15 protein-coding genes and 1 pseudogene are annotated in these 22,147 nt (G+C 46.3%); 4 read left to right on the forward strand and 12 right to left on the reverse strand.

Annotated elements, in window-relative coordinates; genetic code table 11:
- Nucleotides 1-79 precede the first annotated feature (79 nt).
- On the reverse strand, nucleotides 80-961 hold the full coding sequence (locus JFN88_RS16550; RefSeq protein WP_199020376.1) for a M15 family metallopeptidase: 882 nt from the start codon (nucleotides 959-961) through the stop codon (nucleotides 80-82).
- Between the two features lie 251 nt (nucleotides 962-1,212).
- Here JFN88_RS16550 and JFN88_RS16555 point away from each other — a divergent pair, with 251 nt between their 5' ends.
- Both JFN88_RS16555 and JFN88_RS16560 read left to right on the forward strand, forming a co-directional pair.
- Entirely contained in the window at nucleotides 1,213-1,419 is a 207-nt protein-coding gene (locus JFN88_RS16555; protein ID WP_199020378.1) for a DUF2536 family protein, read from the forward strand.
- A gap of 169 nt (nucleotides 1,420-1,588) precedes the next feature.
- Entirely contained in the window at nucleotides 1,589-3,553 is a 1,965-nt protein-coding gene (locus tag JFN88_RS16560; protein WP_199020380.1) for a beta-galactosidase trimerization domain-containing protein, read from the forward strand.
- A gap of 64 nt (nucleotides 3,554-3,617) precedes the next feature.
- Here JFN88_RS16560 and JFN88_RS16565 read toward each other — a convergent pair whose 3' ends face one another.
- Nucleotides 3,618-5,291: a family 10 glycosylhydrolase gene (locus JFN88_RS16565; protein ID WP_199020382.1), complete on the reverse strand. Its 1,674-nt coding sequence runs from the start codon at nucleotides 5,289-5,291 to the stop codon at nucleotides 3,618-3,620.
- A gap of 253 nt (nucleotides 5,292-5,544) precedes the next feature.
- On the opposite strand from JFN88_RS16565, the gene JFN88_RS16570 reads away from it, so the two are divergent.
- The gene (locus tag JFN88_RS16570) at nucleotides 5,545-7,548 is read left to right on the forward strand and encodes a serine hydrolase domain-containing protein (RefSeq protein ID WP_199020383.1); all 2,004 of its coding nucleotides are present in this window, start codon (nucleotides 5,545-5,547) and stop codon (nucleotides 7,546-7,548) included.
- Nucleotides 7,549-7,615: 67 nt separating this feature from the next.
- Here JFN88_RS16570 and JFN88_RS16575 read toward each other — a convergent pair whose 3' ends face one another.
- The 8 genes and pseudogenes from JFN88_RS16575 to JFN88_RS16610 all read right to left on the reverse strand — a co-directional run bounded on the left by JFN88_RS16575 (nucleotide 7,616) and on the right by JFN88_RS16610 (nucleotide 18,361).
- Entirely contained in the window at nucleotides 7,616-8,779 is a 1,164-nt protein-coding gene (locus JFN88_RS16575) for an iron-containing alcohol dehydrogenase (protein ID WP_199020385.1), read from the reverse strand.
- Nucleotides 8,780-8,898: 119 nt separating this feature from the next.
- The gene (locus tag JFN88_RS16580) at nucleotides 8,899-9,834 is read right to left on the reverse strand and encodes an agmatinase family protein (protein WP_199020387.1); all 936 of its coding nucleotides are present in this window, start codon (nucleotides 9,832-9,834) and stop codon (nucleotides 8,899-8,901) included.
- Between the two features lie 29 nt (nucleotides 9,835-9,863).
- Nucleotides 9,864-11,573 (reverse strand): hypothetical protein, encoded by a 1,710-nt coding sequence (locus JFN88_RS16585; RefSeq protein WP_199020388.1) that lies wholly within the window; start codon nucleotides 11,571-11,573, stop codon nucleotides 9,864-9,866.
- Between the two features lie 574 nt (nucleotides 11,574-12,147).
- The gene (locus JFN88_RS16590) at nucleotides 12,148-13,395 is read right to left on the reverse strand and encodes an ATP-grasp domain-containing protein (RefSeq protein WP_199020389.1); all 1,248 of its coding nucleotides are present in this window, start codon (nucleotides 13,393-13,395) and stop codon (nucleotides 12,148-12,150) included.
- Complete coding sequence (locus JFN88_RS16595; protein WP_332908494.1) at nucleotides 13,392-14,618, reverse strand: MFS transporter; 1,227 nt, start codon at nucleotides 14,616-14,618, stop codon at nucleotides 13,392-13,394. Before JFN88_RS16595 ends, JFN88_RS16590 begins: the two co-directional genes overlap by 4 nt.
- A gap of 70 nt (nucleotides 14,619-14,688) precedes the next feature.
- Nucleotides 14,689-15,840, reverse strand: coding sequence for a radical SAM protein (locus tag JFN88_RS16600; protein ID WP_199020392.1), 1,152 nt, complete (start codon nucleotides 15,838-15,840; stop codon nucleotides 14,689-14,691).
- Nucleotides 15,841-16,501: 661 nt separating this feature from the next.
- Nucleotides 16,502-16,918: pseudogene (gene arsC, locus JFN88_RS16605) on the reverse strand (arsenate reductase (thioredoxin)); the annotation flags it as partial.
- Between the two features lie 24 nt (nucleotides 16,919-16,942).
- On the reverse strand, nucleotides 16,943-18,361 hold the full coding sequence (locus JFN88_RS16610; protein WP_199020395.1) for an arsenic transporter: 1,419 nt from the start codon (nucleotides 18,359-18,361) through the stop codon (nucleotides 16,943-16,945).
- A gap of 784 nt (nucleotides 18,362-19,145) precedes the next feature.
- On the opposite strand from JFN88_RS16610, the gene JFN88_RS16615 reads away from it, so the two are divergent.
- Entirely contained in the window at nucleotides 19,146-19,514 is a 369-nt protein-coding gene (locus JFN88_RS16615; RefSeq protein WP_233167966.1) for a 2-phosphosulfolactate phosphatase, read from the forward strand.
- Between the two features lie 440 nt (nucleotides 19,515-19,954).
- Here JFN88_RS16615 and JFN88_RS16620 read toward each other — a convergent pair whose 3' ends face one another.
- Both JFN88_RS16620 and JFN88_RS16625 read right to left on the reverse strand, forming a co-directional pair.
- Nucleotides 19,955-21,244 carry an ABC transporter permease gene (locus tag JFN88_RS16620; protein WP_199020397.1) on the reverse strand — a complete coding sequence of 430 codons (1,290 nt, stop codon included), beginning with the start codon at nucleotides 21,242-21,244 and terminating at the stop codon, nucleotides 19,955-19,957.
- Entirely contained in the window at nucleotides 21,237-22,145 is a 909-nt protein-coding gene (locus JFN88_RS16625; RefSeq protein ID WP_199020399.1) for an ABC transporter ATP-binding protein, read from the reverse strand. The genes JFN88_RS16620 and JFN88_RS16625 overlap by 8 nt, the downstream gene beginning before the upstream one ends.
- Nucleotides 22,146-22,147 lie beyond the last annotated feature (2 nt).

A 22,147-nucleotide genomic window follows, 5' to 3' on the forward strand; every position in this document is an offset into this window, starting at 1 on the left:
TAAATGCTTATATTTTAAAAAAAGTTCCTCCTGCTCTGACGAACAAAAGGAACTTCAATGTCATACACTTTCGCCAATATTAGGGATTCGTAACCGGAACCGCGTCGTAGTACTCTTCCAAAGTAATACCCCGCTCGTTCATGTCCTTGGAGATCTCCGTACCTACATAGCGCAAATGCCATGGCTCATATTTGTAGCCTGTAATGGAATCCTTGCCTTGCGGGTATCGGATAATAAAGCCGTACTCGTAAGCGTGCTTGGCAAGCCACTTTGCTTCCGGCGTACCTCCAAAACAATCCTCTGCTGCGCATTTGCCGTTGCTTGCCGACACATCGATCGCCAGCCCGGTCTCATGCTCGCTGTGGCCCGGAACAGCGCTGTAGGTCTTAGCCTTCTCTTCCCCGTCTTTTTTCACATAGCGCTCAAACAAAGCTTTTTGTGTCTGATGGGAACGATAAGCCGATACTCCGGCGAGGTAAATATTATCCTTTTCTGCGCCTGCAAACATCTCTTCGAGCGCGGCAGCAGCTTCCTTGCGCATCATCCGTTTTTCAATCTTGTCTTTAAAAGTGAACGGAACATCAGGATATACGAGATCCGTTGGTGTATAATTCTCAGGCAGACTAAACTGCTTGTTGACAAGCACCGCGATACTCTTTGGATTGGAGGCCGCTTCTACCGCAGGGTCTTTCGGATTCTGAGAGCCCTGATTTCCCTTGCTGCCACCTTCGGCATTTGTGTTTTTGCCATCTGTGTTCTGATCGTCGGGAGCGCCGCCGTTTGTCTTTCCATTTGATTCCCCCGTTTCCTCCAGTCCGCCAGCATTAGTAGCCGGCTTGTCTGCGCCTTCCTGTACCTGATCACTTTGATTATTTCCCGGTGCAGCCGGGCTGCTTGAGCAGGCCGAGAACAATACGGTACTAATCGCCAATGCAACAATCGTTATGATTAGTTTCTTCATTATAAAAAGTCCTCCCAAGTATGCCTTCCATGTTACTCATTTTATCCAATCAAATTATACTTAACTTGTCTACCGTTCTGCAATAAAGGGATACTAGCTGTTCAGAGACAGCCAGAGCATATTTTCCTCATGTCTCCAGCAGAACTTATTCGCATATGGGCCTGATTCCAATTCATGATGGCGGCAGGTATAATATATACAGACTTTATGGATGCAGCGGCATCCGAGCAGAACGAGAAGGTGGTTAATATATGGATTTCATTCTGGAAACAATGAGCGCCAAAATTGAATTTTTTGAAGCGTATGACCTGAGAACGCTGGAGAAGCGCATCGATGAGCAAATCCAGATGAACAAAGCCCTCATGCTGGATGTGCATTCCGTCTCCCATCATGTCGTCTTCGATCCAGACCGCAGCAAAATGCTGTACAGCGCCGTGGTCCATTTCAAGAAAGCATAGGCATTCATGCCTCAACTGGGCTTGTACATTCCGAATCCTCGAGAATCAGCCTTAGTATAACATATTGCTCCTAAAAGTCGAGATTGTGCTATTTAATCGTTTTCATATCTATACAGACATCCTCTTCTCCTGTACATTTAAGCCATATTCCGCTTGAGGAGGTTCTACCATGCGATTTAGACAAGTTCATCTCGATTTTCATACCTCGGAAGCTATCTCCGGTATTGGAGCAGAGTTCGATAAAGCCCAGTTTCAGGCCATGTTAAAAGAAGGACATATCGACTCGATTACACTATTTGCCAAATGCCATCACGGCTGGGCCTACCACCCGACCAGTGCGAATGAAATACACCCGAATCTTGCTTTTGATCTTCTGGGCGCTCAAATTGAAGCTGCTCATGAAATTGGCGTCAAAACGCCCGTATACTTGTCCGCAGGGCTGGATGAAAAGCTGGCCCGCCGCCACCCGGAATGGCTGCATCGCCTTCAGGATGAGAGAATTAATTGGACGAGAGACTTCTTGTCACCCGGCTACCATGAGTTCTGTCTGAATACTCCTTACCTGGATATCCTGCTGAATCAGGTGGAAGAAGTCACGCGGAACTATGATGTAGACGGCATCTTCCTCGATATCGTCGGGGCTCGCACCTGCTACTGTCAAAACTGTGTGGCGACGCTGCGCAGCAGAGGCCAGGACCCTCGGGACCGCGCTGCTGTTGTTGCACTCGGCGAAGAAGTGTATGCCAACTACACCCAAAAAATCAGAGAGCGGATTCATGCTATTAAACCAGGAACTCCGATCTTCCATAACGGCAGTCATATTCGCAGAGGACGCAGAGATATGGCCCAGATGAACACGCATCTGGAGCTGGAATCCTTGCCTACGGGAGGATGGGGCTATGACCATTTCCCATTGTCCGCCCGCTATGTGCAGCAGATCGGGATGGACTACCTTGGAATGACGGGCAAGTTCCACCTGTCCTGGGGCGAATTCGGGGGGTATAAGCACCCGAATGCGCTGCGCTATGAAACGGCACTCAGCCTGGCGAACGGCGCACGCTGCTCGATCGGAGATCAACTCGCCCCTTCCGGCAAAATGGATGAGGCAACCTATCGGCTGATCGGAGCCGCCTACAGCGAAGTCGAACAGAAAGAAGGATGGTGCAAAGGCGTCGCCAATATTGCGGATGTCGCTCTGCTTTCCGCAGAAGCCGTTCCAAGCGGGCAAGAGGACGATCATTCCATTCAATCCGATCCCGGTGCAGTCCGCATGCTGCTTGAAGGCAATCTTTTGTTTGACGTCATTGACACCGATGCTGATTTTTCGGCGTACAAGGTTATTATTCTGCCGGATAGAATTCGTCTGTCCGCGCAATTAGCGGACAAATTAACGCGCTACACAGCAAAAGGCGGCAAGCTGTTCGCTACAGGCGAGAGCGGCCTTAATGAAGCGGGCGACGCATTTGCCATTGATTTGGGCGTGCGCTGGGTGTCGCCGTCCGCATTCAAGCCGGATTACTTCCGCCCGGACTTTAGCCTGCCGAGCCTTGGAACAGCTTCTTTCGTCATGTACGAGCAAGGACAGCTGGTTGAACTGGCAGGGGCGCGATCTCTAGGCTTAAGAGAGAAACCGTATTTCAATCGCGATCTCTTTACTTTCTGCTCCCATCAGCATACGCCAAGCTCTGGTGAAGATGCAGGACCAGGAATGACCCTGCACGCGAACGGCATTTATCTGGGCTGGCCGGTATTCCATGAATATGCAACCAAGGGAAGCCTGCCGCTCAAAGAAATCGTTCTGCACGCTCTCCAGCTGCTGCTTGCCGATGAGCGTACCTTGCAGACAAGCCTGCCGGCTCAAGGCGTTACGACGATCCAATACCAGCCGGAGCACGGTCGTTATGTGCATCACCTGCTCTACGCTTCCCCAGTGAAGCGCGGGAATGGGGTTGAAGTGATCGAGGATATTATTCCGCTCCTCGACATCAAATCAACAGTGAAGCTGCCAAGTCCGGTCAAGCGCGTCTATTTGGCGCCTCAAGGCGAGGAGCTTGCCTTCGAGCAGGACGGCAATACGGTCAGCTATGTGCTGCCGCGGCTCGAATGCCATCAAATGGTCGTAATCGAGGCCTAAAAAAGAACAGCGCCCGCTCTCGTCTTGGTCTCTGACCTATTGACGAAGCGGGCGCTTCTTTAGTTTAAAAAGAACGATAATAGGAGCGCAATGCGTCCTTGATGCCGAGCGGATTTTTACGAATATCTTTGGCGCTGAAGAAGACATCGCCTTTTACTTCCGGGTACCGTTCATTATATTTGAGCTGATTAATAATTTCCTGTGCGCTTTGCCAGCCGGCTTCCTTCGTCCCCAGCTTATAAGGCGCGTGTCCGATGTACAGGTCAACGCCCGTCCCCTTAACCTCTTGCACCCACCAATCGACCAGCTTGTCATAGCGGGCAGCGGAGAACGACATGCTCCAGTAAATCTGCGGATTAATGTAATCAACCCAACCTTGTCTGATCCAGGTCCGAACATCAGCATACATGCTGTCGTAAGTCGTAACACCCGCCTTCGTATCGGAACCGGTCTTGTCTACCGACTGGTTGCGCCACACGCCGAACGGGCTAATGCCGTACCGCACCTTCGGCTTGACTGCATGGATGGCCGCCCCCAGATCGCGGACAAACGCATTAATGTTGCCGCGGCGCCAGTCCGCTTTGGACACGACTTTATCCGAATTGTAGGCCTGGAAGGTATGGTTATCGGCAAACTCGACATTGGTCGGGTAAAAATAATCATCCAGATGAACCCCGTCAATATTGTAGCCGTTCACGACTTCCATAATCGTATTCATAATATGCTGACGAGCCTCCGGGATACCCGGATTGATGTACAGCTTGCCTCCGGCATTGACAATCCATTCCGGCTGCCGCTTCACCACGTGGCCGTTAGTCAGCTGTTCGATTTTCGCATCGACGCTTGCCCGGAACGGATTGAACCACGCATGGAACTCCATCCCTCGCTTGTGCGTTTCATCAATCATGAAGGCAAGCGGGTCATAATCAGGAGCCAGCCCCTGGACACCGGTCAGATATTTGGACCAGGGAACAAGGAGCGACGGGTAAAGCGCATCGCTCGCAGGGCGAACCTGAACGAATACAGCATTCATCCCGATCTCCTGAATATCATCGAGAAGCTGCCGGAACTCCTCCATTTGCTTGAGAGATTTCCCGTAAGAGCCTTGGGACGGCCAATCCAAATTGTAGACGGTAGATACCCATACACCGCGGAGTGCTTTCCCCGGTGTGTCCCCGCCGGATGGAACATCCCCTCCCGGAAGATTGCCCGGATTGCCTTCAGATGGCTGCCCGCCTGACGCAGGGTCGCCATCAGCACCAGAGGATGGCTGAGAGGGCTCTCCATTCCCTTCGGTTGTCAATGTAATAAGCTGCTCCTTTTGATTCCAATTGACATTTAGCCCCAGCGTCTCGCCTACGAATCGCAGCGGCACCATCGTGCGCCCTGCTTTCAGATCAACCGTTGCATCCAAATCCACGCGGCTGTCGTTCACAAGCGCAAAGCGGCCGCCGCGTTTCATGACAATGAGCTTGTCTGCTCCGCCCTGGATCGTCACCTGCTGCTCCTTTTGATTCCAGCGAACGGTTGCCCCCAGTTCCTCGCTAATAATGCGCAGCGGTACCATCGTTACATTCGCCGCCGGGATGATGTAGGGGGCTGCATCGCTTGCTATCGTCTTTCCGTCCAGTACAATTCGAATCCCGCCAGCAGCTCCGGCTGTTTGCCCTGCCGGCAATGCGAGCGTCAAAAACATAGTCGCCAGTATCAGCCAGGCGACCCACTTCCTTACCATCATGTTTGTCCGTTTCCTCCTGCTTGTGTTTTTTTGGACGTTGCTTACGCTTTAGCAAACCTTTCCTGTATTCTTAGACGCCTTTTCTGTCCATTTGTTGCTTGCAGCCGGAAAATAGATAGAAGACTCGCTTTAGTCCAGGACAAATACCGGACCTAAGGCCAGTGCTGCCGCTGTACTTAGGTCTGTCTTCTTTTGCGGCAATTTGTATTACGATAGGACAACAACTATAAATGATCATGTAAAGGAGATACATATGTCAAAACGTTCACGGATTCGCAAGGCCCATCTCCCGTGGGTGCTATCCGCTTTCGCCCTGCTGCTCACCACGGTATCTGCCGCTGCCGAAGCCTCGGCTGAACAGGTTCACAGAGGGCCTGTGGACCCGAAAGAAGCGGAAGTATTTGCGGACAGCTTTTTTGAACGACCGGATGTCAAAAAATTAAACGTCCCGGGTGCAGCCATTGTTATCGTCAAAGACGGCAAGATCATTTTAGAAAAAGGATACGGGCTGGCGGATATCGAGAAGAACATACCGGTCGATCCCAAATCCACCGTATTTCGTGTAGGTTCGATCTCCAAAGCGGTAACGGCTAGTGCGGTCATGCAACTGGTGGAGAACCATCAAATTGAGTTGAACAAGGATATCAATACCTATATGGGCAGTATTCGGACAATTAGCCGCTTTTCCGAGCCGGTGACGATGGAGCATCTGCTGACGCACTCCGCAGGATTCGATTTTACGGAGCCTAATCTCAGAGATGTCAGCTTCGACCTGAGCAAATCTGCCGATCTGAAAGATTATGTAGCTAAAAACATGCCGACCGTAGTGAGGAAGCCGGGAGAATCCTACAACTACGATAATTTTGCTTCGATGCTGCAAGGCTATATTGTACAAAACGTGACCGGCACGCCATTTCACCGGTATATGGACGAGAACATCTTCGCCCCTCTGGGTATGGCAAACAGCGGATTCATCATGACCCCGGATATTCGTTCCAGGCTGGCAACCGGATATGATCCCCACGGGAAGGCTTACCCGCCCTATACGACAATACCGACAGAGCTGCCCCAGGGAGGCCTGTTCTCAACAGCAGACGATATGTCCAAGTTCATGCTCGCTCACCTGAATAGCGGCACGTATGACGGCAAGCGAATTCTGGAGGAACAGACGACAAAAGACATGCACCGTATACATCTGTCGCTAAATTCGAAGTTCCCGGTCATGGGCTATGGCTTCGACATGTCCGGCAAAAGCAGCTTCAATGGCCAAACTGTCATTGGCAAAGGCGGCAATATTCATGGCTATTCCTCAAGAATATGGCTCTTGCCAGAGCAAAATACAGGTGTATTCATCGCTGCCAATGCGATTACAAACTTGCGCGATGTCTGGTTCGACGCGTTCATGGATCATTACTTTCCGGCTGAAGCCGAACAATTCGCCCCATGGAAGCCAACCCGGGCCGAGCTTGCGAAATTCGCAGGTTTGTACAGCCAGTTGCGTACCAAAACGACGCTGACCCAAGTAACAGCGACGCCGGACGGCAAGCTGACCGTAGAAGATTCTGTATTCGGGAAGCATGTCCTTACGCAAGTGGATGATTTGCTATTCAAAGACGAGGACGGCAAGCTGCTGGCTTTCCAAGCGAATATGGACGGATCAATCGGCTACCTGCAATACCGCTATGAACTGAGCACATCGAAAAAGCTGGAAATTCCGCAGCCATTCTCCGATGTCAGCGAGCAAAGCCCCTACGCCTCATCGATTGAATATTTGCAGTTGCTCGGATTTTTGGAAGGCAAGAGCGACGGCACATGGGGAGCGGCAAAGCCAATCACACGCGGAGAATTCGCTGATTTGGCTGTTAAATCCCTGTTCATGCTTCCGTCCAAAGAACCTGTCGTTTTCAAGGATGTGAAGAATCATCCTGCTGCCGCAGCAGTCCAGACGTTGTATGAGCTCGGCATCGTCAACGGTCGCCCGGGCGCTGCTTTCCAGCAGGATAGGGCGATTACCCGTCAGGAAGCAGCCGCTATTCTCAGCCGCATGATGCAGCTTCAAGGTGTTGAGCCGATGGACGCGAAGCTTGCTGGCGCAACTGACGCGTGGGCAGTAGACAGCGTAAAGCTGGTTGTAGCGCTTGGCCTTTACGGACCCGAGGCGATTCAGAATGCCAGTGGCGCAATCAACTACAACTCCAGACAGTCGATGTTGCGTCAGGAAGCAGCGATTATGTTTGCCAAGGCGCTTCAACTTTAAAAACCCGTCCCGCATACAGCCTTGTGCAGACTGAATGCGGGACGGGTCTTTTTGCATCTATAATAGATTACAGGCTTGCTTTGAGAATGTTCACGACATCTTCCTTCGCCAGCTTCTTGTAGGAACCGATCGGCCCGAACTGTGTAGCTTCCTCCGCCATCCGTTGGATGTTCTCGTCATTGATACCCAGCTCCCCAAGTGTTGCTGGCGCGCCAATGCGGGTGAAATAAGCGCGTGTAGCCTCAATGCCCTCCAACGCAATCTCATCGTCGGTCTTGCCGTTCGCATCAACGCCCCATACTCTGACGGCAAATTGTACGAAACGATCAACCCGCTCCTTGTACACATACTTCATCCAGTTTGGGAAAATGATCGCAAGGCCGGCGCCATGAGCGATATCATAGATGGCGCTCACTTCATGCTCGATGCCATGAGTTGCCCAGTCCGTAACCACCCCGATTGGCAGTGTGCCGTTGAGAGCATAAGTACCGGCAAGCAACAGATTGGCCCGGGCGTTATAGTCAGAGCCGTTCGCAATAGCCTTCTCACCGTTCTCAATGACAGTAAGCAGGATGGATTCGCCGAATCTTTCCTGAAGCGGGGTATCCGTAGTCAGACTGAAATACTGCTCGAATACGTGCGACATAATATCGACAATCCCGTTGACGGTCTGGTTGACCGGTACTGTATACGTCAGCTTCGGATCAAGAATAGAGAACTTCGGGTAGACAAGCCGGCTTCCGAAGGCGCGCTTCTGCTTGGTCTCCCAGTTGGAAATGACCGAGTTGCCATTCATCTCTGAACCGGTAGCGGCCAGCGTCAGAATTGTACCGAGCGGCAGCGCCTGCTTCACAACAGCCTTGCCAATGGTAAAGTCCCATACATCGCCGTCATACAGCGCTCCTGCAGCAATCGCCTTCGCCGCATCGATTACGCTGCCTCCGCCGACTGCTAGTATAAATTGAATATCTTCATCCCGGCAGATTTGAATGCCTTTGTTGACCGTAGACAACCGCGGATTCGGCTCAATGCCCGGCAGTTCATGTACGACTGTATCAATGCCCGCCAACTGCGCCTTCACCTGGTCATAGAGTCCCGAATTCTTGATGCTTCCTCCGCCGTATACGAGCAAAATCCGCTTGCCGAATGGCTGCACCAGCTCGCCTAATCGGCTAACCCTATCCTCTCCGAAGACCACCTTCGTAGAGTTGTACAATTCAAACGCGTTCATTTTCTTCCCTCCTGAGCTAGGTAAGTAATTTCATCTGGAAACTCAGTATACCACTTTCAAAAGGAAAAGGCACATTATCTCAAGGTCAAAACCCGGCTGGGAAAGCTCCTTAAGCACGTTTAATATTGATTTCGTTTAATATTTCCGGCTATAAAATTCATAATGATGTGGGATGCGATATGGGAGGTAAAGTTTTGGGCATTATCCAGCCAAGGGCTTACTTCTACGATATCCATCCCATAGACGGGACAGGTGGATGCAATTTCAAAAACGCTATCCATTATTTCATGCGGGAATAGACCATTAGGGTTGGGAACACTGCACCCCGGAGCAAAGCCTTGATCTATGCTGTCAATATCAATGGTGAAATAAATACCGTCCGTATGTTTAAGCACATGATTAGTCACTTCGTTGAGAACAGCGTCCCGGCCTTGACGGCGAAAATCATACACCGTTTTGATCAGGGCGCCTCGCCTCTCCAATTCATCCATATACGCCGCTGAATAGATGGGCGCGCTGATTCCAATGATCGCGAGACTATTATAATCAATTTCGTCTTCCAGCGTCTTCAGCCAATGGCCGGAATGTTCTTTGCCTGGAATCGGATCACGGAAGTCAAAATGCGTATCAAACATGATGATACCCAGTGAATCACTGCCTATGCGCTTATTCATGCCGCGGATAATCGGGTCGGTAATGGAATGGTCGCCGCCTAAAAAAATCGGGGTATAATTCTCAGGAACAGTGCTTGCTGCATACTCGATATTGCGATAACTTTGATTCATATCGTGAACAATGTCAACTGAACCGAGGTCCGTGAGGGTTGCATCTTCGAGCGAAACTCTTTTATCTGACAAATATAAACTGTAAGAATTAAGGGTTTCCAGTATAGTTTGCGGACCGATACGAGTACCAGGGCGATGACTGACAGCATAATCAAAAGGAACGCTAAGGAAACCAAAGGATAAATCTTTGAAAAGATCTATCGGGCTCCAATGATCAGCAAGCCACTTTACGGTTATATCATTTACGACTTTCGTTTTATTAATCTCCATTTTGATTTCCTCCAACTCAATAATGATTGCTAATGGACCCAAATGCTTCGACCGCTCAAGTAAATTTGAGTCATGGAAATGAAGGCCGTTTGCAAAGCGTATTGATGAATAGGAACATCCGATTCTACGACCAGTTCGAAATCAACTTCTTTGGTCTCATGCGGTTGAAGCAAGATTTTCTTTATCGGTTCCCCAGACCCGATTCCAAGCTCTGAGCTTCTTCGGACAGCCAATACACAATAGCCGTCAAAAACTTTTTCCGTACTGTTTTTCAATTGTAAAACAACATTATTATTGCTTGCCTTCGTAAATGATTCTTGAAGTTTGAGCTGAAGGGACAGATCATGATCCGGCTTGTCTTCCAATCCTCCACAGCTTGAACAGATGGTTTCCGTTCTTTTTATGTTTGGCTGCAAAATATGAACTAACGTTCTGGAGGCTAGCGTTTTACCGCAAAGATAACAGTCCTCCGGGCTATGATCCGGTTGCAAAACAAAACTTTCCTGATAATATTCTGAAAAGCGAAAAGAAGTTCGAGAAATAGATTCGTATAAGGTTTTTGCAATATCAAAGTTCAGCTTGTCCACTTCTTGAAAAAACATATGGGATGATTTGCGAAATTTAGGGAACTGGTGATGATGAATAAAACACTCTTTCAATAATCGAGAGACATTTAACAAACGATTCTCAATATTTTTTTTGCCGCCTTGTTTGATCCAGTTCGGATATAATTTGTTAAGGCCTAATGTGTTGTTCAAATTCTGATCGACATTCCGATAAACATAGAGGAGGTTATCAAAGAGAGCACTGACATCTTCAATATTCAGCAGTTGATCTCCATGTATATTCCCGTTGCTGTATACAAATAGATGAAGGGCGTTTTTCTCTTTTGTCGGGACAGCGGATATGAAATAGGTTTCTTTTAACGCTTTCACATGCAGCAGCATTCTTTGCCGCATAAAAACATCCACAAATAATCGGGATTCCACTTTCACATGGGCAAATCCCGCATTAAATTTCAAGTGAATGGCTTTGCTTTTATCATCATAATGAGCAGTATCGTATTCAGCCTTTTCGGATTGGAGCAGAGCCGACTCAGGATCTCCAATGAGACAGAAAACATTTTTGCTGTGTTCAAATTGATTGGAGTATAGCGTGTCATTTAATATTGCTACCGCTTCACCAAGCGTATACCCGTTTTTTAACAGCTGATAAAACAAGACACTTTCTGATCCATATCCGTCCTTCCACCTCAAGGCGCCGACAAAACTGCAAGCATGGCCTTCCAAAAACGAATATCCAACATTGAATAGCGGGTCAAATGTCGCTTGTTTAAATTGGAGCGAACCGCAAGAATTAACAAATACATGCTTGGCCTTGATTTCGAAGGCTTTTAAAGCATCTCCGGTTTTCTTAAAAAAACAGAAGCCGTTATGATCCATACATGAAGGCAAACGATGAGGATTGATATAAGGTTCAATACCAAGATATGGGCTTTTGCCGCATATATAATCGGAGTTCAAATGAATCAAATCGCTCATTCCATGTGAAGTAACGGATAAGATATGAAGCGGACCCATCTCTGCAACGGCATTTCTATTGAGTTCAGCGTATGGCTTCGCAATGACGTCCTCAATGGCTTCATCCGGTGCTTTGCTTAGAAAGGCGTCTACAATCAAATGAGGCAAGCGCTCATCCTTCTTAGAGAAATACCTCTGTTTGGCATCTAAAAAAGTCATGGATTCAAAGGTTCTTCCATGCAAAAAACCGACAGGTACGCCCGGTACGCCTTCGAGCAGTTCATTGTTTGTCTCACCCTGAAACAAACTTATAATATAGGCCGCATCATCATCAGTCAGATTTTCAACTACAAAATATATGCTGTTCGCTGTATGAATCAAATCTGAAAGCACCTTGTCTCTCAGAGAACCGACTGCAATAAACTCTCTTTTCTCGTATACGGCGCGTATAGCACCCAGACCGGCGCTGGTCCCGACCCCAACAATGTACGATCCCTTGCGTATGGCCTCATCCTTGATTAGGTCCTGATAGAAGGACATTAATTCATTGTAATTTTCACTCTCCGTGAATTTACTAATCCGAAGTGCATATTTGGAATAGCGTTCATCGTAATTTGGAGGATTCTCTGCGAATGGAAGTTCCAGAGTTCTCAAGTGTTGTTTGGTATGCGTGTCATGGCGGCTCAATATCGGATAATAGTTGGCAAACGAATCTTCAAAAATGGACTGCAGATAAAAAGCGTAGTAATCCGCTTCGTTATTTACCAAAAGTATTGTCATCACTCATACCCCTCTAATCGGCGAGAAACTTGAACACTGCGGTTTTGGCTGCGGTTTCAGCTATTTCAAGCGCTTCTTCCGGGGTTTCTGCTTCCGTGACAAGACGCAACAAAATGTCTCCATTTGATTTAGGCGGAAACTGATAATGCCCTCCTTCACTCGCAATCACTTTCACTGCATGAACCCCATCTATTTTTTGTATCGCAGATAAATTTTCAATGCCTCCAAACACTCCCGTCTTCGGAGATAAAGATCCATACATCGCGGCGCCCTTGTTCTTCGTCGGATTCCACAACGCCTCATCGTTCCCCAGGGCAATTTCTACAACTTGCTGAATGGGGCTGGCGCCAAGCGCTAATTCGATCATATGGCTCCCCGCCATATCTCCCATTAGCCTCGGATTGATTTCAAGTATTTTTACAGCGCCATTATGTACTCTGCATTCGGTGTGAATGACGCCACAATCAATATTTAATTCTTTAAGCGCCAAGGAAACTTCTTGAAATAAATGTTCGGTTTGCTCCGTCCGCACAGGGAAGAACACTCCTTCTTCGACAAAAAAACCGCGGTCCACACCCGTCAATACTTTTCCGGTTACCCCGATGCATTGAATGGCTTGCTTTTTATGCTGCACCGTTTCAACGCTATATTCTTCGCCTTCTATAAATTGCTCAAGCAGTACCCCTTCAGCATACCGTTGGCCTGATGAATTAACTGCCCATGCCTGAGATTCCTTGATATAATCCGCAAGTTCCTGTTCATCATTAATCAAGTTGACATTCAAACTATCATTGCCATCCTGCGGCTTGGCGATCAGTGGGTAACCATGCCTTTCAGCAAAATGCCTGGCCTCTTCGATGGATTGCACCAATGCAAATGCAGGATTTAAATGAGGGCAACTCTCCTGTAATCGCAATCTCATCAAATATTTGTTTCTTGCACTCCTCGCATCCTTGTACGGAATGGATATTAACCCTAAAATTTCGGCCGCATAGGACGCCTGAGGCACGTAAAAATCAGCCGTTGTCGTAATGCCCTCAATCGCTTTGGCTTCATGAAGCTCTTTGATTCCTTTCCCTAGCGCATCAAGGTCATTCGTATCGCATACGAAGAGCGCCGTTGAGCCGATATTAGCGGACGCATATCGTTTGGGATCTTTTGCAACTAGAGTAACCTGGTATCCTTGCTCTAACGCATATTGAATTGCTTTTTCGCCTGCTCCCGTCATACTCATCTCAACAAATACAATATGCTTGCTCATACACTCACATCCTGCTCTTGTAGTTTTGTATTCCCGAAATATAATACTTGGAAAGCTTTAATACTTACTAGAATTAGAATCACGCCAGAAAACAAGATCGCCCAATTTACGGTTAGAGAGGTGACGTCCAGTGCTATTCCCGCCAGTCCGGAACCGATAATTAACGCTGCACGAGAAAGTATGGATTCAAAGGCAAAGACATGTATAAGCTCTTCTTGGCGGCTATTCTTCTGCAGGAGAGTCCGAATTGCAATGCTGTAAAACATATTGAAAATCCCGATCAGAGCTACAAAAAGGAAAGTTAGCCATATGGATTTATTAAAACCTAGCAGCACCATTGCGACTCCCATGCCCAAGTAACCGATAGGACCCAAGGTTTTATCCGATAATTTGATTATGTTGATCGACAACAGAATTCCTGCAGTTGTAGCGGCGAATGCAAGTATCATCTCAGAATGCCCGGCCACTATCGAACTCGCACCCAGATAGTTAATGCAATATACAACAAATAATGACATGAATATTCCAAACGCCAACCCTGCCAATGCTTCGCCATAGACAAGAAATGACAGTAAACGATGCTTGTTGATGAATTTGGCGGTGCTCCAGAATGATGTTTTGACTTGTGGCGTGAGCGGCTCATCTTTATTTGCAGCGTTGTGTGTTTTTAATAGATACAGAGCAATTCCTGCCAGCAGGAAAGGGATGGAGTCGAGAAGGAAAATCAAATGCAGAGGCAAATAGAAAAACGCGTATCCGCCGATCCCAAATCCGATTGCATACGCCGCCGATTCAAATGTGCGATCCAGGGAATTAAACTTTTGAAGGGATTCCTTATCCACAATATAAGTGATGAATTCCATACGAGTAGGGCGGAAAAGGGTTGAAAAAATATTAAACAAGAAAATCATCAGATAGACTAGAATCATTGAATAATCGAGATAAATGAACAGGCTGACGATCATAAGGATAAAAAATCGAACGATATCATAGACAATAATGAGGGTTCTGGCTTGAAAGTATCTCCTCATTAGTCCCGAAAGAAAACTTAAAAAAACGGGCACCTGCGTAAGGATAAAAACCAGACTCACTTGAAAAATAGAACCCGTTCTTTCAAGAATCATTAACGGGAGTACCATCAATAGAAGACTATCGCCTGCTATTGAAATACTTTGGGAACTAATGATTAGCCAAGCTTTCCGACTGTTGTGAATACGGCTCACCTTCTCTTTAAATAAATTTAACAATAGAGAGAACAATGTGCGTATCTCTCTATTGTTAAATTTTCTCTATTTAAGAAATGGACGCTTTAGACGGATTTTCCCGTTCTCTTAACCCATCCACTATGATGTTGTCTTGCTCATTCAAGGCTTCCCACACATGGTACTCCTCCAGCTTACGGTCAAACCCTTTTAACTCCGTATCTACCCAGACACGCTCGCGAACGGCGCAGTGACCATCCTGTTCATGCTGGCGCAAGTGCGTAGCATATTTGGCGTTCCAAATCTCCTGTAATGAATGGATATTCGTATGGCCCAGGAATCGGCCCAACCCATTGCAATCGTAAGCCTCTCCATATAAATTGACGAAAAGACCGACGTTGACTTGACGACAACGATAACCGCCAGCCATAGGCAGTATCGGGTCATATTCAAGGCCAAACTCTTCCCGATCGATTTGAGCCAAACGTTCGACAAAAGAATTCGCTCTGTCTCTTTCAAAAAGTTTGGATTTATTATCTGCAATGCCTTCCGGGATCAGTGTCACAATATAATTATGGACATTATTCCTTCTGCACCACCGGAAAATGTTTTCTATATCTGTTAAATCCTCATTCTTAGGCGTAATGACCATATCTATCGCAAGGCGAGTAGGCACTGTGTTGCTAAATCCCTTAGCCACAAGTTTTTGCAAAATTGTCTCCACGTAGGCGCCATAACCTTTTACTTTCACGATATTGTCATTGATTTCAGGACTGGATGAATTGTATTTCAAGAAAATGGTTGCGCCCAGATCATATAGTCGATCAATCGATTCATCATCAAGATGCCATCCGGAAGTGAAAATTACCGGCGTCATTCCGTTGTGATGAACAAATTCTATAACTTCCCAAAAGCCTTCATCAATCATCGGCTCTCCCGAACCTGGGAATTCGACAGTACGAGCACCCAGAGCTTTCGCTTGGAGAATCAGATTTTTTCTGTCCTGTGTATCCAGTTTCTTGCGTGTGCCTTGATTGAAGCGATCCGGTGTTCGATCACAATAATAGCAGTGAAGCTGACAATCGCTCGTAAAGTCCAGGTCCAGAAGCAACATTTTGTTATTTTGTTTGGCCTCTTCAACTTCATCTTTTGCAAAATCAATACCATACGCCCATAAGTTTTCAATCTTATCGCGCGCTTTGACCAGGTGATCGTCATTTTCTAAATAATCCTTGAGTTTCATTAAAATGTATCCTCCCTTATAAATGATTGTTATATCGTCAGATATATAGAATCGACAACGACCTCGCTTGCCAATGCTCCTCTCCCCCTTGTGAAGATGCCCTCTATCAATACGAGCCACCTACCCCGAATTTCCTTTGTTACGCAAGGGTTCGCGGCCGCGTCGGTTCACTAAAAACGGCCAACCTTATAACGTGAATCTCCAGTTTTCCGCTGCTATGTATGTCATCGATGGGAGTTTGCTATAGGCAGTAACATAACCTCAGAATCTTTAGAAGATTCAAATCACCCAATCTTTTTTCTAATTTTGGTTTTAAAACCCATTTCGAGTATAAATATATCATTTTATATATAAAATATCAACATACATTGCCAATGATGCTTTCGTATGAGAGCAACAATTTTGTGTCCAAATCACAATCTGTGCTTACCTCTAGCGAGGAGGAGGATGCATAAAAATAGTTAGGCAGCCTTGTTCTCCTCTCGCCATGAAAAAGCTCCCCTTACAGCAACAGGTTTTATCCTTACCTGTTTACCGTAGGGGGAGCATTTCAATCTCTATCTATGGATTGTTCCGATCGCTGTTAAAGCCCGATTCCTTTATATGACGAACACTTTCGTTTTCTCCACAATTCCTCTGCCCCTTCGCTGCTATCTCCTCGCTGGCAAACGAATTCCTTAATACGATTCTTAATCGAATCACGCACTTCACGGAATGTAGCTGTAATCTCTTCCTCAGTACCTGTTGCCTTTGCAGGATCTTCAAATCCCCAATGCCATTTCACCACATTCTTATTGGAAATGACAGGGCAATGCTCGTCTGCATGACCGCAGAGTGTAATTACATAGTCAGCACGGTTCAAGATTTCCGGGTCAATGACATCCGACGTATGACCGCTAATATCGATGCCTGCCTCTTTCATTGTTGCGACCGCTCTCGGGTTTAACCCGTGAGCTTCAAGTCCTGCGCTTTTAACTTCAAATTCGTCTCCACCCAGCGCTTTCAAAAAGCCGTCCGCAATTTGACTCCGGCAAGAATTCCCCGTGCATAAGAAGTAAACGAGCGGTTTTTTTTCCATGAGTGATTTCTCCTTGGTTTAGGTTTAGATGGATGAATGAAAGGCATTGTTCTTGCTTAACTTTTTATATTGAACCTTAATAAATACAAACAAAGCTATACCCACTATGACTAAAATAGCTGCAATGATGACCCAAATGTTTAGGGATACCCCATCGATTGCCAGCAACCATAGATACAAACCAACAAGTGTAATGAAAAGGGTCGGAACGGTCAACAAAATACCAATTTTAAAGTAATAACCCCAGCCAATTTTGACTCCTTTTTGGGACAGTACGTGAAGCCATAGCAAAGTTGCCAGAGAGCCGATTGGAGTAATTTTCGGTCCTAAATCAGACCCAATTACATTGGCATACACTAGAGATTCGCGAATGATGCCTTCGGTAGCCGTACCTTTAATCGCCAAAGCGTCAATCATAACCGTTGGCATGTTATTCATGATGGATGATAGTATAGCGGCAATAAAACCAGCCCCAACAGTCGATATAAATAACCCTTGTTCACTTGCCCATTGGAACACTTTTCCTAACTCGTCTGTAAGTCCAACATTTCGCAGCCCATAAACGACGACATACATGCCGATCGAAAAAACGACAACTGCCCAGGGTGCGCCCTTTACCAACTTCCATGTATGAATCGCATGACTTTGTCTTGCAAAGAAAAGAAACACCATGGCCGCCACTCCGGCAATAACGGAAACGGGAAGCTGAATCACTTCACTAAACATATAGGCGATTAATAATATACCGAGAACCACCCAGGAAAGGCGGAACAAACGCATATCTTTAATCACGCTCTCCGGTTGCTTTAATTGCTTCAGATCGTAATTTACGGGGATACTTCTACGAAAATATATAAACAAAACCAGCAAGCTAGCCGCGATCGAGAACAGGGTTGGTACAATCATCCGACTGGCATATTCCACAAATGTTATTTCGAAAAAGTCCGAAGACACAATGTTCACGAGATTGCTTACCACCAAAGGCAATGAAGCAGTATCCGATATAAAGCCGCTCGCCATGATGAATGGAAGTATCATTCGGTCATCGAACTTCAAAGCCCGTACCATTGCCAGGACAATAGGGGTTAGAATCAAAGCTGCTCCATCGTTTGCAAACAATGCCGCTACAACCGCTCCAAGCAGAATGACATATACATACATCAGCCTGCCATTCCCTCCGGCAAACCTTGCCATATGAAGGGCCGCCCATTCAAAAAATCCAATTTCGTCCAATATTAATGAGATCAAAATAATGGCTACAAACGTAAGCGTTGCGTTCCAAACCATCTGAGTAACATCCCAGACGTCGGCAAAACTCACAACACCAAAGATTAAAGCAATAAGCGCGCCAGCCGCTGCAGCCCAACCAATACTGAGCCCCTTAGGCTGCCAGATGACGAAAACCAATGTCACCAGGAAAATAATCGTTGCAATGACGAGCATAATACCTCCTAGTTAGCTGCAGTCTTACTTAAACAGTGATACCTATTATTAACCTGGTTTTATCCGAAAGCAGCTTCAGACATTTAGATAAATCATCGATTTTATCCAATCAACTACACTCCTTTCCAACTCAGTCGTATTTATCATATAATAATTTGATTATATATGAATTCGATTATATAAGTAAAGGTTTATATTATTATTTGTTTATAAGAAATAATAATTCGAATCTGCTCGGTTCATACTTAGCTGGATTACCGGGCGCTCTGTTAATGCCCATTCCATACTATCCATTTTAAGTACGTGGTATTATAAATTAAAATCGATTTGAGAATAGAAAGTCAATTTATAAGATCAATATATTTAAAGTAACCCTATCTCGGATCATTGAATAATAACATATTTTTCAGTAGTCTAGTCTCTCGATATTCTATCGCGTAGTTACCAGAGAAATTGGTCTGAGGAATATGAACTACATAGTATATTGATTACAAAAAACTACGGTGGTGAATTAAATGTTTTTTGGTCAAGCCCGCTTTTGAAATAAAGGTAGAGTGGGGACAGAGGGGCGCGAGCCGCTTCCGAACGTGGCGATATCGTAATCATCGTTGATGTCCTTAGCTTTTCTTCTACTGTTGTGACAGCCATTGATTATGGGGCAGAGATTTATCCATACCCTCCACCTATAAACGAAAGCGCTAAAGCATTTGCAGAGACAATCGGGGCAAACATCGTTTGGGGAAGAGCAGAGTCAATAAAATACGGAGGTCATTCGTTGTCACCTATGTCAGCTACTGCCAATAAAGCTAACCTCTTGCGGGCTGAACTAGGCACAAATATTACCGTAGTATCATGTGGAGAGAAATGGCCGGATGCGTTAAAAAATGAAGATAAGTTGCGTCCAAGTATTGAAGACTACTTAGGTGCAGGAATTATTCTATCAAAATTAACTGGGAGCAAGTCCCCCGAAGCGGAAGTCTGCATTGGTGCATACGAATATTCGAAAAATAAAATAAGCGAACTTATATGGGACTCGGCGAGTGGTCGTGAATTACGCGAACGTGGGTACGAGCAAGACGTCATTCATTGCTCCCAAGTGGATATAACAACAGTCGTTCCAATTCTTCATGAAAACAAGTTTATTCGTTTATAAAAAAGGTGGCCGCCACCTCTCTTTACTATATGTGCCACTACATTTCCGATTTATAATCCTTCGGGACGGAAAACTGGTTTGATAAAGCACTTCCGTTTCTCATATTGGGTTTGCAAAACCAATTATGATATTCAACAGACAAAATCGCTTCCTAAATTGCTAGACTAGACGACAAGGAGGATTAACTTATTCCCCAAAAAATCGTCTATTGACAATGGGAAGTATTAGATTGCTATTACGGATATTTACTTTTCGTCAGCATAGAAAAAACCTGATAGACCAAAGGTTTTGGTTTATCAGGCAACTATAAATTGTCTCACACATATGCGATCTTTTATCTCAAATTTATTGTAATCAATCTCAACAATAATCATTACTTACAAAATATGCGACTCCTATGAACCGCAATCACAAATACCATTCTGCTTTGTTCGTTCCACTCACACCTTGTAAGCCTTCATCGCTTTACGAAGCTCCTTGAACGTCGGACGCTTGCCGTACATAAGTACGCCGGTGCGATAGATTTTAGCGGAAATCCAACCGAGCACGAATATAGCGGCAGCAAGCAGAGCGAGCGACAGTACAATCTCCCACCAGGCCGGGGTAGTCAATCCTATGCGCAGGAACATCGCAAACGGCGAGAAGAACGGAATGAATGATGCCGTCTTAATCAACATCGAATCCGGAGACGACATGCCGAAGATTCCAATATAAAATCCAGCCAGCGCGAGCATGGTAATCGGCATCATTGCTTGCGCCAAATCTTCAGTACGGCTCACCATTGAACCAACAGCCGCGCACAGCGTCGAATACAGGAAGTAACCCGTCAAATAAAAAACCAGTGCGTACACATACAATAGCGGATCGATATCTCCAAGGTTCAAATTCCAGCCTGCCAGCAGATCCTTATTGTGCGGCAGCGAAACATTGATCAAGAATACCAGAATATAAACGACAATTTGCAGAAGTCCCACCAGAGACATGCCTGTAATTTTCCCGAACATCTGCTTTAGCGGCGCTACACTGGTAACCAGAATTTCCATGACACGCGAGCTTTTCTCGGCCGTAATTTCTGTTGCAATCAACTGGCTCGTTATGAAAATCCCCATGAAAAGCACAATAATCATCGCGTATACAAAGCCCATCGCAAGTCCCTGCTGCTCCACTGTCTTGCCTGTTCCCGTATTATCCATAACCGAGATTTGTGCGGCTTCAATTTGAACCGGCATTAACAACAGATTTTTTTGCGCATCGGACAGTTGTGCATCCTTAATGACATAATCGACTTTAACTGCTTGAAGCCCGGTTCTCAGAGTGCGAGTGACACTCGATTCCATCAAGCTCTCCGATTTGTAAGTCACCTTCGGAAAGCCTGCTGCGGCATCTTCTTCAAGTAGAATGTATCCGCTGATTTCTCCATCCTTAATGCCTTGCTTCAATACCTGCTCATTGCCTTCCTGCGAGCCTTGGTCCGGGTATGAAACCAGATGAATATTCGTTCCTTCATTCGTGTCGAAATAAGTTTTGAGCGGTTCCGTCACTTCGGGAAGATTGGACAATGTATAGCCCACCTTGGTTGCCCCGCCCTCCGATTTGAATTGAGAAATGATATAAGGCAGATTGACTCCGATACTCAGAATTACAGCAATAATGATCGTAGTCACAATAAAAGATTTGGTCTTCATTTTGTTGCGTAATGTAAAACTGACAACTGCCATAAAATTATTCATTGGACTCACCTACCGATCGAATGAAGATTTCATTTAACGTTGGTTCCAGCAACTCAAAACGAGTCAGCACTGTCTGCTTCATGGCATAATGCAGCAACTGCTGCGCCGTCTCCTCCCGGTCAATCCAGACCGCATATCCGCTCCCGTTCTCCAGTTCCTCCACTCTTTGCACGCCGGAGACCGTCTCCAGCCCTCTGATCGGCTGATCTGCGCCAACAATGACGCGCTCCCGCGGGAACCGCTTTTTAATGTCCTTCAGATTGCCCTGAATGACCGGGTTGGACCTATGCATAATAGTAATGTTGCGGCACAGTTCCTCTACATGCTCCATACGGTGGGTCGAGAACAAGATCGTCTTGCCCCCATCCCGCAGCTCCTTTACCGTCTTTTTCAACAGCTCCACATTAACCGGGTCCAGACCGCTGAAAGCTTCATCCAATATGAGTATTTTCGGATCATGAATCACAGATGCGATGAACTGGATTTTCTGCTGATTCCCTTTGGACAGCTCTTCAATCTTCATGTTGTAGTATTCCGAGATGTTGAACTTCTCCAGCCACAGCTTCAAATTTCGATCTGCATCCTTGCGGTTCATGCCTCTCAAGCGGGCCAGATAAATGATCTGGTCACTGATTTTTACCTTGGGGTACATTCCCCTCTCCTCCGGCAAATATCCCAGCATGCTAAGCTGCTCCTGGCTGTAAGGCCTGCCCTGATAGAAGATGTTCCCCGCATCGGGATAGATCAAACCTAGCACCATACGCATAGTTGTCGTTTTGCCAGCGCCGTTGGCTCCCAGCAGTCCGTAAATCTCACCTGCCTCTACTTCCAGACTGATTCGGTTGACGGCCGTTTTTTCTCCGTATTGCTTTGATACTTGCTCCAGCACCAATGGTTTCATAC

The sequence above is a fragment of the Paenibacillus roseus genome (genome assembly GCF_016424485.1).
Lineage (GTDB): Bacteria > Bacillota > Bacilli > Paenibacillales > Paenibacillaceae > Paenibacillus_D > Paenibacillus_D roseus.